This window comes from Ruegeria sp. ABD4_443 (assembly GCF_056160865.1).
This window is the reverse complement of the sequence record NZ_JBSWYA010000001.1, coordinates 638,566-653,026: the sequence shown is the minus strand read 5'-3', so window position 1 is coordinate 653,026 and position 14,461 is coordinate 638,566. Positions and strand designations below refer to the sequence as shown.

General features: G+C 62.6%; 10 protein-coding genes. 8 read left to right on the top strand and 2 right to left on the bottom strand.

Going from position 1 to position 14,461, the window contains the following annotated elements; translation table 11 throughout:
- Nucleotides 1–43: 43 nt before the first annotated feature.
- From ACXAG8_RS03245 to ACXAG8_RS03235, 3 genes are read left to right on the top strand one after another with little or no spacing between them, the layout of a single operon-like run.
- The gene (locus ACXAG8_RS03245; protein ID WP_475222084.1) at nucleotides 44–946 is read left to right on the top strand and encodes a hypothetical protein; all 903 of its coding nucleotides are present in this window, start codon (nucleotides 44–46) and stop codon (nucleotides 944–946) included.
- A gap of 52 nt (nucleotides 947–998) precedes the next feature.
- Entirely contained in the window at nucleotides 999–2,447 is a 1,449-nt protein-coding gene (locus ACXAG8_RS03240) for a TrkH family potassium uptake protein (protein ID WP_475222082.1), read from the top strand.
- Nucleotides 2,447–4,021 (top strand): thiamine pyrophosphate-binding protein, encoded by a 1,575-nt coding sequence (locus tag ACXAG8_RS03235; protein ID WP_475222080.1) that lies wholly within the window; start codon nucleotides 2,447–2,449, stop codon nucleotides 4,019–4,021. The genes ACXAG8_RS03240 and ACXAG8_RS03235 overlap by 1 nt, the downstream gene beginning before the upstream one ends.
- Before the next feature lie 72 nt (nucleotides 4,022–4,093).
- Here the strand turns inward: ACXAG8_RS03235 and ACXAG8_RS03230 are convergent, their stop codons facing one another.
- Nucleotides 4,094–5,833 carry a serine protease gene (locus tag ACXAG8_RS03230; protein WP_475222079.1) on the bottom strand — a complete coding sequence of 580 codons (1,740 nt, stop codon included), beginning with the start codon at nucleotides 5,831–5,833 and terminating at the stop codon, nucleotides 4,094–4,096.
- A gap of 205 nt (nucleotides 5,834–6,038) precedes the next feature.
- On the opposite strand from ACXAG8_RS03230, the gene ACXAG8_RS03225 reads away from it, so the two are divergent.
- Nucleotides 6,039–6,968: a glycine--tRNA ligase subunit alpha gene (locus ACXAG8_RS03225; RefSeq protein WP_475222077.1), complete on the top strand. Its 930-nt coding sequence runs from the start codon at nucleotides 6,039–6,041 to the stop codon at nucleotides 6,966–6,968.
- 8 nt (nucleotides 6,969–6,976) lie between these two features.
- On the opposite strand, the gene ACXAG8_RS03220 is transcribed toward ACXAG8_RS03225, so the two are convergent.
- Nucleotides 6,977–7,609: a MarC family protein gene (locus ACXAG8_RS03220; RefSeq protein ID WP_475222076.1), complete on the bottom strand. Its 633-nt coding sequence runs from the start codon at nucleotides 7,607–7,609 to the stop codon at nucleotides 6,977–6,979.
- A gap of 92 nt (nucleotides 7,610–7,701) precedes the next feature.
- Between ACXAG8_RS03220 and ACXAG8_RS03215 the strand changes: the two genes are divergently transcribed.
- The 4 genes from ACXAG8_RS03215 (at nucleotide 7,702) to ACXAG8_RS03200 (ending at nucleotide 14,297) form a co-directional block, all read left to right on the top strand.
- Nucleotides 7,702–8,226, top strand: coding sequence for a DUF6446 family protein (locus tag ACXAG8_RS03215; protein WP_475222074.1), 525 nt, complete (start codon nucleotides 7,702–7,704; stop codon nucleotides 8,224–8,226).
- A gap of 9 nt (nucleotides 8,227–8,235) precedes the next feature.
- Nucleotides 8,236–9,447 (top strand): sodium/glutamate symporter, encoded by a 1,212-nt coding sequence (gene gltS / locus ACXAG8_RS03210; RefSeq protein ID WP_475222072.1) that lies wholly within the window; start codon nucleotides 8,236–8,238, stop codon nucleotides 9,445–9,447.
- Between the two features lie 9 nt (nucleotides 9,448–9,456).
- A complete protein-coding gene (gene glyS, locus ACXAG8_RS03205; protein WP_475222069.1) occupies nucleotides 9,457–11,667 on the top strand; it encodes a glycine--tRNA ligase subunit beta in 2,211 nt (736 codons plus the stop codon).
- Between the two features lie 68 nt (nucleotides 11,668–11,735).
- Nucleotides 11,736–14,297, top strand: a complete 2,562-nt coding sequence (locus ACXAG8_RS03200; protein ID WP_475222067.1) for a putative PEP-binding protein — start codon at nucleotides 11,736–11,738, stop codon at nucleotides 14,295–14,297.
- Nucleotides 14,298–14,461: the final 164 nt, after the last annotated feature.

Here is a 14,461-nt window from a genome sequence, read left to right as displayed (position 1 = left end):
CTCACGAAATTTTGGCTGCATCGAATTCACAGGAGAACATGTAATGAACCCGATTTCGCAACCGCTGGAGCTGCAGGCCGCCTTCTTTCGGATGGCAGGTTACACGATGGTCAGCCAAATGAAGGTAATGCAGATTATGGCCCGCTCGGCCTTTGAATTGCCGATGGCACCGATTACCGCCCTGCATGCAAGTGCGGCGGTTCCGGCCAAAGCACCTGAAAAGCGCCCCGCGCCAAAGCCTGTTGCCAGGAAAGTGGCGGCAAAACCCAAGGCAGCCGCCCCGGCCGCCAAACGGGCCAAGGCCGCAGCGCCCAAGGCCAAGGCGGCTCCGGCTGCTGCCAAGGAGGCGAAAAAGCCCGCCGCGCCGAAACCGGCGCCCGCCGTAAAGGCCGTGGCCAAGCCCGCGCCTGCCGCCAAGCCCGCGGAAAAGCCCGCGCCCGCGGCCAAGGCGGTCGTGACGCCGAAACCCGCCGCCAAGGCACAGCCCAAGCCCGCACCGGCTGCGGCCAAGCCCGCGCAGACCGCCGCGCCCAAATCGGCCGCGCCGAAAGCTGCGGCTGCCAAACCCGCCGCACCGGCGGCGAAAACCGCGCAGCCCAAGCCTGCCGTAACGGCCAAGGCGCCAACCGCTTCCAAACCCGCTGTGGCAGCAACGCAGCCGAAACCTGCGGCCTCCACTGCCAAACCGGCAACCGCCACACGGCGCGCAGCCCCGGCCAAGGCGGCGGCGTCAAAGCCGGCACCCGCCAAGAAGGCGGCTCCGGCCCAAGCGGCTCCGGCCAAGCCTGCAACCGCCACGACAGCGGCAACCAAGGCGGCCCCGGCCAAGGCAGCCGTGGCACCGGCGGCTCAGGCCAAGGAACAGGCCGCGCCCGCGCCACGCCGCACCCGTGCGCCGTCCAAACCGCCGGCAATGCCCGCCGCGACGGCAAAAACCAAGGACTGATCCGGGATCATCTGCTTGACACTGTCGCGCAGCCACGCCAACGCTGCGCGTCATGATGGATCTTCGCCCGGTCGGATATGTGATTGGTCTGCTGGTCGCCATTCTTGGGGCGACCATGCTGCTGCCTATGCTCGCCGATATGATCGAGGGGCGGGGCGAGTGGCATGTTTTCCTGGAAAGCGCGGTCCTGACGATTCTGACCGGGACCGTTCTGGCCATGAGCTGTTCCAACGGTGTGGGCGAGGGGCTGACAATCCGTCAGACCTTTCTGCTGACGTCCGGTGTTTGGGTCGCGCTACCGGTTTTCGGGGCCATTCCGTTCCTGTTCGGTGAAACCGAACTGCGGTTTGTCGATGCGTATTTCGAGGCGATGTCGGGGCTGACGACAACCGGGTCCACGGTGATATCGGGGCTCGACAACCTGCCGCGCGGCCTGCTGCTGTGGCGGGGCATCCTGCAATGGCTGGGCGGTATCGGCATCATCGTCGTGGCGATGGTTTTCCTGCCCGAATTGCGGGTTGGTGGGATGCAGATCTTCCGTTCGGAAGGGTTCGAAACCATGGGAAAGATCCTGCCCCGCGCGCAAGAGATCGCGGGCCAGATTTCCCTGATCTATGTCTTTCTCACTTTTGTTTGCGCCCTGGTTTATGCCGGTTTGGGCATGGGCTTTTTCGATGCTCTGGTTCACGCGCTGACGACCGTTTCAACCGGCGGGTTTTCCAACTATGACGCGTCGTTCGGGACGTTTTCGGGGCCGGCGGAATACGCCGCGTCGGTCTTTATGATCCTGGCGGCGCTGCCATTCGTGCGCTACGTGCAATTTGTCAACGGAACCACCAGTTCGCTCTGGCGAGACAGCCAGATCCGCGTCTTCCTGGCGACGATTGCCGTTCTTGTCGTCATCATGTCGGTGTTTTTGACCTCGGTATTTCCGCATCATTGGGAACAGGCCTTTCGGGAATCGCTGTTCAATATCACGTCGATCATCTCTGGCACGGGCTATGCCAGCGTGGACTATATGGGCTGGGGCAGCTTTCCGGTCATGTTGTTTTTTCTGATCGGGTTGATCGGGGGCTGCGCGGGGTCGACCGCCTGTTCGATCAAGATTTTCCGGTATCAGTTGCTTTTTGCGTCGATCAAGACGCAGATCCGCCGGATCCGTTCGCCCCACGGCGTGTTCATGCCGCAATATGACGGGCGCCCCATCGGGCGCGATGTCCTGACCTCGGTCATGAGTTTTTTCATGTTCTTCGTATTGTCGCTGGGGGTGCTGTCCTGGGCGCTGGCGCTGACGGGCCTGGACTTTATCACCTCGGTTTCGGGCGCTGCGACCGCGCTGGCCAATATCGGCCCGGGTCTGGGGGATCAGATCGGGCCCGCAGGCAACTTTGCAGGCGTTGGCGATGCCGCGAAATGGCTGTTGACGATCGGGATGCTGGTCGGGCGGCTGGAGCTGCTGGCCGTATACGCGATCTTTACCGTTCAATTCTGGAGAAACTGATGAAAAGACCCCTCGGTGCGCAGATTTCGCATATGCTCAGGGATCGCGGCGTCGATGTGATTTTTGGTATTCCCGGCGTTCACAACCAGGAAATGTACCGTGGGATCGAAGAAGCCGGGATCACCCATGTTCTGGCCCGGCATGAACAAGGGGCCGGTTTCATGGCCGACGGCTATGCCCGCGCGACCGGTAAACCGGGCGTTGCCTATGTCATCACGGGGCCGGGGCTGTGCAATATCATGACACCGATGGGGCAGGCCTATTCGGATTCGGTTCCCATGCTTGTGCTGTCGTCCTGCCTGGACGAAACACAGGCCCGCCGGGGCCAGTTGCACCAGATGAAGGATCAGCGCGCCGCGGCGGAAACGGTGGCGGACTGGTCGTGCCAGGCCAACAGTGCCGCCGCGGCCTATGAGCTGGTCGAGCGCGCCTTTGAGGAATTCGCGCTGTCGCGGCCCCGGCCCAAGCATATCCAGGTTCCCATCGCTCAGCTCGAAGCCGATGCCGGGCCCGCGCCCTTTCCCAACCAGGATGGGCTGCGCACGCAAACGGCTGCTTTGGAAGTCGCGCCTGTCTTGTCGATGCTGAACATTTCGAAACGTCCGCTGTTCGTTCTGGGCGGCGGTGCCCGGTCGAACCTGTGGCGGCAAATCCTGACCCAGCTGGGCGCGGCCTGCATCACCACCTATGCGGGGCGCGGATTGGTGGGGATAGATTACCCATTGGATTTCGGCGCCGTTCTGGCCCGGCCGGGCAGTGCGGATCTTGCCGCCTCGGCCGATCTTGTGGTGGCCGTCGGGACCGAACTGGCCGAGGTTGACCTGTGGCGCAAGGCCCTTGGACCCGTGCCCAACCTGGTGCGCGTCGATCTGGACCCCGAAGTGCTGTCGGATCACCATCGCGCGGCTGTCAAGTTGCAGGCCGATGCCGAAAGCTTTGCCCATGCCCTGTGGGCCGCGACGCAAGAGGCAAAGCCCGCAACCGGCTGGCAGCCAGATGAGGTGGCCGCCGCGCGGGCGCGCTGGCGCGCCGAGGTCGATGCAGAACGACCGGGGATCGTGCCGGTCGCGGATGCGTTGCGCGCGGCGATGCCTGCGGACACCATGATCTATTCCGACATGACCCAGTTCGCCTATGCCGCAAAAGAGGTATGGGATATGGCATATCCGCATCATTGGCATCATCCCACCGGGTTCGGAACACTTGGATATGCATTGCCCGCGGCGATTGGTGGCGCGGTTGCACGGCGGGGAAGTCCCACTGCGGTGATCGCCGGGGATTACGGGTTTCACTATACAATGCAAGAGCTGGGCGTGGCGGTCGAACTGGGCCTGTCCCTGCCGATAATTGTCTGGGACAACGGCAAGCTGAAAGAGATCGAGGACAGCATGGTCGGCAGTCAGATCGCACCGAATGCGGTCGTCGCGCGCAACCCTGATTTCTGCAAGCTGGCCGAGGCGTTCGGGGCGTTGTCGGCGGCCCCGGAAACGCTGCAGCACATGCAGCAGGCGGTGCGCGCCGCATTTGACGCGCCGGTACCGACATTGATCCATGTGACGCCGGACATCCTGTAACCGGCCCCCCAAAAACGAAACAGGCGCCGCGTGTGCCGCAGCGCCTGTGTCCTTAGCATTGTCCGGGCGGGATCAGTCCCAGCACTGCACAAGCACGGTCATTCCTGCCGCGCGGCGGTTCAATTCGTTGGGCGAAACCTGCGCATGTTCCTGCGCGGGCTGTCCGGTTGCACCGGCTTTGCCCAGAACTGCGTTCAGGGTTTCCACCCCGGCGGCCAGACTGACCGAGCCGGGCAGGGTGCGCCCCTCGGCCTGTGTGGGCAGCAGCATGCCGACAACATGCCCGGCATCGTCAAATACAGGCCCGCCCGCATCGCCGGGCTGTGCGGCCAGCGCCAGACGGTTGACGCCGTCTTCGCCGTTCAACCCCCGGATGTCGGCGATTTGCCCATAGGTCAGGGTCGGGGCGCCCAAAACGCCTTCGTAGGAATACCCCGCGACGGCGACTTCGGATTTGATCCGGGGCTGCGCCGTGCTGAACTCAGCCACATTGATCGGAGCAAGCGACCCGCTGGGGCGCAGGACTGCAACGCCCAGATCGGCGTCGGCCCATGCGACCTGAAGCTCGCGGTCACCTTCCAGCGTGACCCGTGTACAACCGTCGGCGGCTTCGGCCACTGTCAGAACCGTGCCGCTTGTGTCGGCAAAGAAACCGGAACGCGACAGGCGCGGTTTGCGCACCTGCAGACCCGACACAAGGTCGACCCGCTGTTCGGCATCCGCACCGGCGCGCGCGTCCAGCACGCCGCCAGTGACCGCAAAGCTGGACTTCATCGCCGCCAGAACCCGTTCGCGGCGGGCGTCGTCGCCTTCGGGCCACACCAGGGTAAAGCCCTTGATCTGCCCGTCTTTCAACGCGGCCTGGCTGTAGGACACGATCCCGTTGCCGCGCGCCTCGATCGTGAACCGGTCCTTGCCCAGCTCCCGTGGACCGTCAAGCGGGATGATTTCCAGTGATTGCATGACCTCATAAAGCGCGCGCAATGTGTCCCTGGTGCCTTCCTGGCTGATCAACAATGCCTGCGCGCCCAGATCGGTGCTGCTGTTGAAATGTGCAAATGGTGCCTCGTGGCGGTCAAACCCGACAAGGGCCAGGGGCAAGTCCATGGTGATCCCGGCATCGGCATCGGAATAGCTTTCCACCCCGGCGCTGATCAGCGGGGCGTTAAAGTCGTCCATCAGCGCCTTGCGCTGCAGGGTTGTCAGCACGCCGGTGGCTTCATAGCCCTGGAAACGCTGCCAATCTGCCATCGAACGCCGGGTGCCCTGACCAAAGGCGCCGTCAATGGTCGACTGATAGAAACCGGCGGCCTTGAGCGCCGTTTGCAGGTCCTTCCGTTCCTGCGCGGTCAACAGACGCTCGGCCTGCAGGGCCTGCGACCGGGTTTCTTCTGCCGGTTGGGGCGTCAGGCCGGCCACGGGCTGTTCGGGGTTCGGGTCAGGCTGCACCGGCGCCGTCACCACGCCACGATCAAGGATATTTGCCCCAACCGGCCAGAATTGCTGCGCCAGAGAACTGGAGAACGCGATATAGCTGTCGGACGGGATTTGCCGCTCGGCGCGATAGACACGCAGAACCTGTTCCGCGTCCGAACGCAGATACGGGCCGATCACGATCGCGTACCAACCGCTGTTCAGACGAAACCCGTTCACGTCGGGCAGCGTATTGGCATAGGCCTGTGCCCTTTCCTGCGCCTCGCGCAGCGAAGGCTGGGCCTCGATCTGGACCCAGACCCCGTCATCCTGCTGCGCGAAAGCGGCGCGGATGCCAAGGAAAAGTAGGAATGGAATTGCCAATATAAAGCGTGTCATTTTCTGCCCGTCTTCCGGAATACAAATCTTTGCCGCAGATTACGCGAAACACCCTGCCGATTGCCATGGTTCAGAAACGGGGAATTTCCTGTGTGGCAGCACAGCGACAGCGCGGGCAAACTGGCCCGTTGACGCCCCGTGGCCCCTTGCATAGGAAAGGGAAAACCCAACGAAACCGGGCGCGCGGGCGCCCAAAGGGAATGTTATGACCAAACCGTCCAGCGCGCCTCGCTCTTTTCAAGAGATCATCCTGCGGCTTCAGACCTATTGGGCCTCGAAGGGCTGCGCCATCCTGCAGCCTTATGACATGGAGGTCGGGGCAGGGACGTTCCATCCGGCAACCACGCTGCGGGCGTTGGGGTCCAAGCCCTGGGCGGCGGCCTATGTCCAGCCGTCACGTCGCCCGACTGACGGGCGCTATGGTGAGAACCCGAACCGTTTGCAGCATTACTATCAGTACCAGGTGCTGATCAAACCCAGCCCGCCGGATTTGCAGAACCTGTATCTGGGCAGCCTTGAGGCCATCGGCATCGACATGGACCTGCATGACATCCGTTTTGTCGAGGACGACTGGGAAAGCCCCACACTGGGCGCATGGGGCCTTGGATGGGAGGTCTGGTGCGACGGCATGGAAGTCAGCCAGTTCACCTATTTTCAGCAGGTTGGCGGCCATGATTGTGCGCCGGTTTCGGGCGAGCTGACCTATGGCCTTGAGCGTCTTGCGATGTATGTGCTGGGCATCGACCACGTGATGGACATGCCCTTTAACGACCCGCAATCGCCCAGCCCGCTGACCTATGGCGACATCTTCAAACAGACCGAAGAGGAATACGCCCGCTGGAACTTTGACGTGGCCAATACCGAGGTTCTGCTGCGCCATTTCGAAGAGGCCGAGGCCGAATGTGCCGCCATTCTGGCGCAAGAACACGATGATCCCAAGACCGGCAAGCGCATCGTGATGGCGCACCCGGCCTATGACCAGTGCATCAAAGCCAGCCACATCTTCAACCTGCTGGACGCGCGGGGCGTGATCTCGGTGACCGAACGGCAGGCCTATATCGGCCGGGTCCGCGCACTGGCCAAGCAATGCGCGGATGCGTTCGTTCTGACCAAGGCCGGCGGAAACGCGGCCTGATGGGCCGTTCAGGCCAACCCCGGAAGCAGCGCCTTGAGCCCGTCGGCGATCATGCTGATTGCGATGGCCGACAGAATCATGCCCATGAAGCGGCTCATGATGACCCGCGCGTTTTCGGACAGTCGCCCCGCCAGGGCGGACGCGTTCCAGAACGTGGCAAGCAGCAGAAAGACAACCGCCAGGAACACTGCGGCAAACGCGATGGCGTTTTTGGGCCCGGTGACGTGGTGCGCATAAAGGATCAGGGTCGTTATCGTTCCGGGGCCGACCAGGATCGGAAAGGCAAGCGGATAAAAGGCGACGGTTTCCGGCGCGGGGTAGGATTCTTTTTCACTGCTCGTACCGTGATGGGCGCTGCTTTCGCTGCCATTCAGCATATTCAGCCCGATCATCAGGACGACCAGCCCGCCGGCCACGCGCAGGTCATTGACGCTGATCCCGAAAAGGCCAAGCGCCTGGCTGCCGATCGCCGCAAAGGCGCCGCCCAGGATCAGGCAATACAGCGCCGTCTTTACGGCCACCTTACGTTGGTCTGCGACCGTCAACCCGTTGGTGACGCTCAGGAAAACCGGAAGGTTGGTAATCGGGTTCATAATTGCAAAAAGCGCGCCGAAAAAGCCGACGGCAAAGGTCGTGTCCATGACCGGTACCCCGTGATAAACCAAAGTTGCGCCGAACCTGTCGTATTTTTCGGGAACATGAAAGGGGCGCGCGGCCCCCTGCGGAGAACATCATGACCGGTAAACTGCTGGCTATCATTCTGGTAACATGTGCCGTCGCCGCTGGCGCGGGGATGTATTACCTTCAGGTTTACGGCTTCTACTATGACGTCGAACCCCGACCCGGGCGGGATGTGGCGCTGCTTTCGGCGGCGACCGGGATGCCAGAGCCGATCGCCTATGACGCGTTTCGGGCCATTAACGCCGACAGCTCGCCCATCCGCTTTCGCGCCTGTTTCGAAACCACGTTGACGCCGGATCAGTTGGCCGCGTCCTTTGTCCCTGCGCAAAACCCGGAACCTTTGACGGCGCCGGGCTGGTTTGACTGTTACGATGCGGTCGCTTTGGCCAGCGCGCTTGCGTCGGGGCAAGCCCAGGCGTTTATCGCTGAAAAGAACATTCACTTTGGCGTGGACCGCATCGTTGCGGTGACCCAGGACGGCAAGGGCTATGCCTGGCACGCGCTGAACAATTGCGGCGAAAAAGCCTATGACGGAACCGTCATTGGCGAAGAATGCCCGCCCCGGCCACAGGGCTGAGCGCGCGGTATGGGCGATGTCATTGCAATACCCGGGTTTCTTACGGCGACACTTGGTTTCGCCGTCTACCTGATCGGGGCCGAGATCAACGCCCGCGTCGCAACCCTGCGGCAGTTCAATATCCCCGAACCGGTCACCGGGGGGCTGTTGGCCTCGCTTGTGGTTCTGGCGCTGTATCTGGTCTTTGGCGCTGAACTGGCCTTTGACCTCAGCGTGCGCGATTTCCTTTTGGTGCTTTTTTTCGCAGGCATTGGCCTGAACGCCCGGCTGTCAGACCTGATCGCCGGGGGAAAGCCGCTGTTGATCCTTTTGGTTTTGACCCTGCTGACCATTCTTGCGCAAAACGTGATCGGGGCCGTTGGCGCGTCGGTCTTTGGCTATCCGGCGCAGGCCGGCGTTCTGTTCGGGTCTGCCGCATTGATCGGCGGGCACGGAACGGCAATCGCATGGTCGCCAGAGGTTGCAGCGGCGACCGGGCTGGACGGGGCAACGGAACTGGGCGTGGCCGTGGCCACCTTGGGGCTTGTTCTGGCCGCGCTGGTCGGCGGGCCGATTGCGCGGGTGCTGATCGAACGCAAAAACCTCAGCCCGAACCGCCCCGACGAGGAACATACGGTCGGGCTGCCCGATGATACCGATGCCGGTCAGGCGCAGATTGACCACCTGAGCATCATGCGGGTCCTGTTGTATCTGAACCTTGCGATCATTTCGGGCTTTGCCCTTAGCGAGACAATCGCTGCGGCCGGGCTGAAGCTGCCGCTGTTCGTGCCCTGCCTGATCATGGGGATCGTCATCGCCAACCTGCGGGCCGCTCTTGCGCCGCATGCGCAGCCCGTGTCGCGGACGCCGTCGCTGGCGCTGATCTCGGAATTTGCCCTGGGGGCGTTTCTGGCCATGTCGTTGATGAGCCTGCAATTGTGGACCATCGCCGAACTGGGGCTGGCAATCGCCGTGATCATGACGTTGCAGACCTTGTTTACCATCGGCTTCGTGATCTGGGTGCTGTTTCCCTTGATGGGGTCGAATTACCGCGCCGCTGTGCTTGCTGCGGGGTTCGGCGGGTTCGCATTGGGTGCGACGCCCACCGCAATCGCCAATATGACCGCTGTCACCAAGCGATATGGCCCTTCGCCTATTGCCTTTATCGTGCTCCCCCTTGTATCCGCCTTCTTTGTGGATATCGCCAATGCCATCGTCATCCAGACGATCGTCAATTTCTAAGGACCGACAATGCCCGACCTGCTGATCGAACTGTTTTCCGAGGAGATCCCCGCGCGTATGCAGACCCGCGCCGGTGAGGACCTGAAAAAGCGGATCACCGATGGTCTGGTCGAGGCCGGTCTGACCTATGCCGGGGCCGCCGCCCTGACCACGCCGCGCCGCCTGACCCTGGCGGTCGAGGGCTTGCTGGCGGAAAGCCCCACCATCCGCGAAGAACGCAAAGGCCCCAAAGTCGGCGCACCTGACAAGGCCATCGAAGGCTTCCTGCGCGGTGCAGGGCTGACGCGGGATCAGTTGGAAGAACGCGACACCCCCAAAGGCGCGGTCTATTTCGCTACCATCGAAAAACCCGGACGCCCGGCGGCAGAAATCGTGGCCGAAGTGCTTGAGGCGACCATCCGCAACTTCCCGTGGCCGAAATCCATGCGCTGGGGTAGCGGCCCGATGCGCTGGGTGCGCCCGCTGCATTCGATCCTGTGCATTCTCAGCGATGAGGCCGGCGCGCAGGTTGTGCCGATGTCGGTTGAGGGCATCACATCCGGCGACACGACCGCGGGCCACCGGTTCATGGCCCCCGACCGTTTTGCGGTGACCTCGTTCGAGGATTACGCCGCCAAGCTGAAACGCGCCTTTGTCGTTCTGTCGCCCGAGGAACGCGCCGAGCATATCTGGAACGACGCCCAGAACCTGGCCTTTGCCGCAGGGCTTGAGGTTGTCGACGACAAGGGCCTGCTGGCCGAGGTCGCTGGTCTGGTCGAATGGCCCGTGGTGCTGATGGGGCAGATCGACGACGAATTCCTCGGCCTGCCGCCCGAGGTGCTGCAGACCTCGATGAAGGAGCATCAGAAGTTCTTTTCGGTGAAGAACCCCAAAACGGGCCGGATCGAACGTTTCATCACCGTCGCCAACCGTGAGACCGCCGACAATGGCGCCACCATTCTGGCGGGGAACCAGAAGGTTTTGTCTGCCCGCTTGGCCGATGCGAAATTCTTCTGGGAGAACGACCTGCGCGTTGCCAAATCGGACATCGCCCAATGGACCCGCGCGCTGGAAAACGTGACCTTCCACAACAAGCTGGGCACACAGGCCGAGCGCATCGATCGCATCGCGGCACTGGCCCGCGAATTGGCGCCGGTGACAGGCGCGGATGCCGATCAGGCCGAACAAGCCGCGCGTCTGGCCAAGGCCGACCTGAGTTCCGAGATGGTCTATGAATTCCCTGAACTTCAGGGGCTTATGGGGCGGTACTACATCGAAGCCGCAGGCGAAGACGCCGCACTGGCCGCTGTGGCGCAGGAGCATTACTCGCCATTGGGGCCGTCGGATGACGTGCCGACTGCGCCTTTGTCGGTGACCGTGGCGCTGGCCGACAAGCTGGACACGCTGACCGGGTTCTGGGCGATTGATGAATTGCCGACAGGCTCGAAAGACCCGTATGCTTTGCGCCGCGCGGCGCTGGGGGTTATTCGGTTGGTGTTGGAGAACAGTATTAGGAAGAACCTGTATCCGACGTTCCAGAAGTGGATAATTGCGCACTACATAAACTCCAAGCAGCGCAGCGCAAACAAACCCAACGTGGCTTTGGAAGATGTTAGGACTGGCCGCATTGATCAAGCTGGTGCTGCCAAAGCCTTGCAAGAGCATATGGGCGTTGACGATGCAGAGGCGTTGACTGACGAACTGTTCATCAAGTTCGACAGCCTCCTCTCCTTCTTCCACGACCGCCTCAAGGTCTTCCTCCGCGACGAGGGCATCCGTCACGACGTAGTCGATGCGTGCATCGGTGCATCAACAGCTGATGATCTCCTACGGATATCTCGGATTGCGCCACATCTTAGAGACTTTTTGGCGACCGAGGATGGCGAAAACCTGGTGCAGGGTTTCAAACGCGCCAACAACATCCTGACACAGGCCGAGGAAAAGGATGGCGTCGAATACTCCTATGGTGCGGATGTGAAATTTGCCGAGACCGACAGCGAAAAGGCGCTGTTTGCGGCATTGGAAACGGCGAAGGGGCAGATTGACCCGGCGCTTGCGGCCGAAGATTTCCCCGCGGCCATGGCGGCCATGGCCGCCCTGCGCGGCCCGGTTGATGCGTTTTTTGAGGATGTGCAGGTCAATACCGACAACGACATCCTGCGCCGCAACCGTCTGAACCTGCTGAGCCAGATCAGGCAGGTCTGTTCCAGCGTCGCCGATCTGACCAGGATCGAGGGCTGACACGGTGGGCGCGGGCAAATGCGCGCCCAGATCACACTTGTACAACGGGTAAAGCGGCCTATGCTGCGGTGAAACCAAAAGGTGCCGCAGTGCAGAATAACCCGCATACCACGCTTATCACTCCTGACGCCCCTGTCGCCGCCGACACCCATGGCGGCCGGGCCAAGTGCCTGCAGCGGCTTGTCCGGCTGGACCTGCCCGTACCGCGCACCGTCGCGCTGTCCTTTGATCAGGTGCATCGGCTGGCCGATGGCGACGTGCCCGCGATCGAGGCCATTCTTGAACAGTTCGACAAATCTGCGCTGTTATGCGTTCGTCCCAGCTCGGAAGATCCCGATTGGGGCGGGCCGGGGGCGGTTCTGAATATCGGCATCAATGATGCGCGCTATGTCGATCTGTCTGACAAGATGGGGTCCGAGGCGGCGGCGGCGCTGTACCTGCGATTTGTCCAAAGCTATGCCATTCACGTCGCGCGGCTGGATGCGGATGTCTTTGACGATATCGAGGCCGATGGCTGCGAGGGCCTGCGCCTGTCGCTGCGCGCCTATGAAGACGAAACCGACGAGCCCTTTCCCCAGGATCGGGGCGAACAGTTGCTGGCGGTTCTGCGCTCGATGGCGCGGGCCTGGGATGGAACCTCGGCCCGCTTGCTGCGGCAGGCAAAGGGCGCGCCAAAGGATGCGGGGCTGGGCCTTGTCATCCAAGAGATGATTCCGGGCGTCGGCCAGGGCGAATGCGGGTCCGGCGTTCTGCAACTGGTGGATTCGTCAACCGGCCTGCCACAGATCACCGGCCGCTACCTGAGCCAAAGCCAGGGGCGCGATGCGCTGGGCGAAGGCGTTGCGGCGCTGTATCTGGAAAAGGATCAGCGGGGGCAATCGCTGGAAGATGTCGCCCCGCAGGCATTCGCCGATCTGAAAGCCCATGCTGCGCTGATGCGCCGGAAACTGCGGGCCGAGATGCAGGTCGAGTTTGTTATTGAAAACGGCAAGGTGCATATCCTTGACGGGGTCCGCGTTCAGCGCAGCGCCCGCGCCGCTATGCGGATCGCGGTCCGCCTGGCCGAAGATGGCATCATCACCCCTCAAGAGGCCGTCATGCGGATCGACCCGCATTCGCTGAACGAACTTTTGCACCGTCAGGTCCACCCCGAGGCCAAGCGCGATGTGTTGACCACCGGGATCGGGGCCAGCCCCGGGGCCGCGACGGGGCGCATCGTTTTTACCTCGGCCGAGGCACAGGCCAGCGCCTCGCGCGGGGAGCCGTGTATTCTGGTGCGCCGCGAAACCGCGCCCGAGGACGTGCGGGGCATGCACGCCGCGGTTGCGGTATTGACCGAAAAGGGCGGCATGACCAGCCACGCGGCGGTTATCGGCCGCGGTCTGGGCCTGCCCTGTATCGTCGGTGCCTCGGACATGCGGTTTCAGACCAAGAAAAAGATGCTGAGCGCGCCGGATGGCCGCGTGTTCAAGACCGGCGATACGCTGACCATCGATGGCAGTTCCGGGCAGGTCCTTGCGGGCCAGCCGGCCATGCTCGAAGCCGCGTTGGACGATTGTTTCCAGACGCTCATGGGATGGGCGGATGCCGAGCGTGACATTGATATCCGCGCCAATGCGGATACCCCGGCAGATGCGCAGACCGCGCGCAATTTCCGGGCGCAAGGCATTGGCCTGTGCCGGACCGAGCATATGTTCTTTGATCCCGGCCGCTTGATCGTGATGCGCGAAATGATCTTTGCGCAGACCCCGTCGGGGCGCGCGGCAGTGCTTGAGCGGTTGCTGCCCATGCAACGCGCCGATTTCGTCCAGCTGTTTCGGATCATGGAGGGGCAGCCCGTTTGCATCCGCCTGTTCGATCCGCCGCTGCACGAATTCCTGCCGACCAACCGCAGCGGTCAACGCGAGCTGGCCGAGGCGCTGGACCTGCCGGTGTCGGATGTCGAGCGCCGCGTCGATGCCATGAGCGAATACAACCCCATGCTTGGGCTGCGCGGGGTGCGCCTGGGCGTCACGGTGCCCGAAATCTATGACATGCAGGCCCGCGCGATATTCGAGGCGACGCTCGAGGCCAGCAAGGATGGCGCGCCGGTGGTCCCCGAGGTCATGATCCCGCTTGTGTCAACCATGCGAGAGGTCGAACTGGTCAAGTCGCGGATCGACTCTGTCGCCTCGGCGGTGGCGTCGGAACAGGGGCGGGATTTTGAATATCGGCTGGGCGTCATGGTGGAAACGCCGCGCGCCTGCCTGAGGGCCGAAGAAATTGCGCCGCAGACGGCGTTTCTCAGTTTCGGGACAAATGACCTGACGCAGATGACCTATGGCCTGTCGCGCGATGACGCGGGGCGGTTCATGTCGGCCTATGTCCGGCAGGGTGTCTTTACCGAAGACCCGTTTCACGTCCTGGACCCAGATGGTGTCGGCGAATTGCTGCGGCTTGGCGCCGAGCGGGGGCGGGCAGCCAAGCCCGAGGTGACGCTTTCGGTGTGCGGCGAACACGGCGGAAACCCCGAATCAATCGCCATTTGCCGCGACCTGGGGTTCGACTACGTGTCCTGTTCACCCTTCCGGGTGCCGGTCGCTCGGCTGGCTGCCGCTCAATTGGCGATTTCGTCCAAACTTGGGGGTTGACACCGGCCAAATCCCCTAGGATTAGTGGGTTTGGGATGGACCTGTGGCCGAAATAATTCGGTCTCGCGGGCGGTTTTCCACTTGCATTTTCCACAGAACTGGACCTTTCGCACAAGCTGCGTTAAGAGCCTCGTCGCGCCCGCCGGGGGAGGGTAAGGCGCAAG

Coding starts and splice junctions, on each gene's coding strand:
- glyS (WP_475222069.1), top strand. CDS start 9,457: ATGCCCGACCTGCTGATCGAACTGTTTTCCGAGGAGATCCCCGCGCGT.
- ACXAG8_RS03215 (WP_475222074.1), top strand. CDS start 7,702: ATGACCGGTAAACTGCTGGCTATCATTCTGGTAACATGTGCCGTCGCC.
- ACXAG8_RS03245 (WP_475222084.1), top strand. CDS start 44: ATGAACCCGATTTCGCAACCGCTGGAGCTGCAGGCCGCCTTCTTTCGG.
- ACXAG8_RS03230 (WP_475222079.1), bottom strand. CDS start 5,833: ATGACACGCTTTATATTGGCAATTCCATTCCTACTTTTCCTTGGCATC.
- ACXAG8_RS03240 (WP_475222082.1), top strand. CDS start 999: ATGATGGATCTTCGCCCGGTCGGATATGTGATTGGTCTGCTGGTCGCC.
- gltS (WP_475222072.1), top strand. CDS start 8,236: ATGGGCGATGTCATTGCAATACCCGGGTTTCTTACGGCGACACTTGGT.
- ACXAG8_RS03220 (WP_475222076.1), bottom strand. CDS start 7,609: ATGGACACGACCTTTGCCGTCGGCTTTTTCGGCGCGCTTTTTGCAATT.
- ACXAG8_RS03235 (WP_475222080.1), top strand. CDS start 2,447: ATGAAAAGACCCCTCGGTGCGCAGATTTCGCATATGCTCAGGGATCGC.
- ACXAG8_RS03225 (WP_475222077.1), top strand. CDS start 6,039: ATGACCAAACCGTCCAGCGCGCCTCGCTCTTTTCAAGAGATCATCCTG.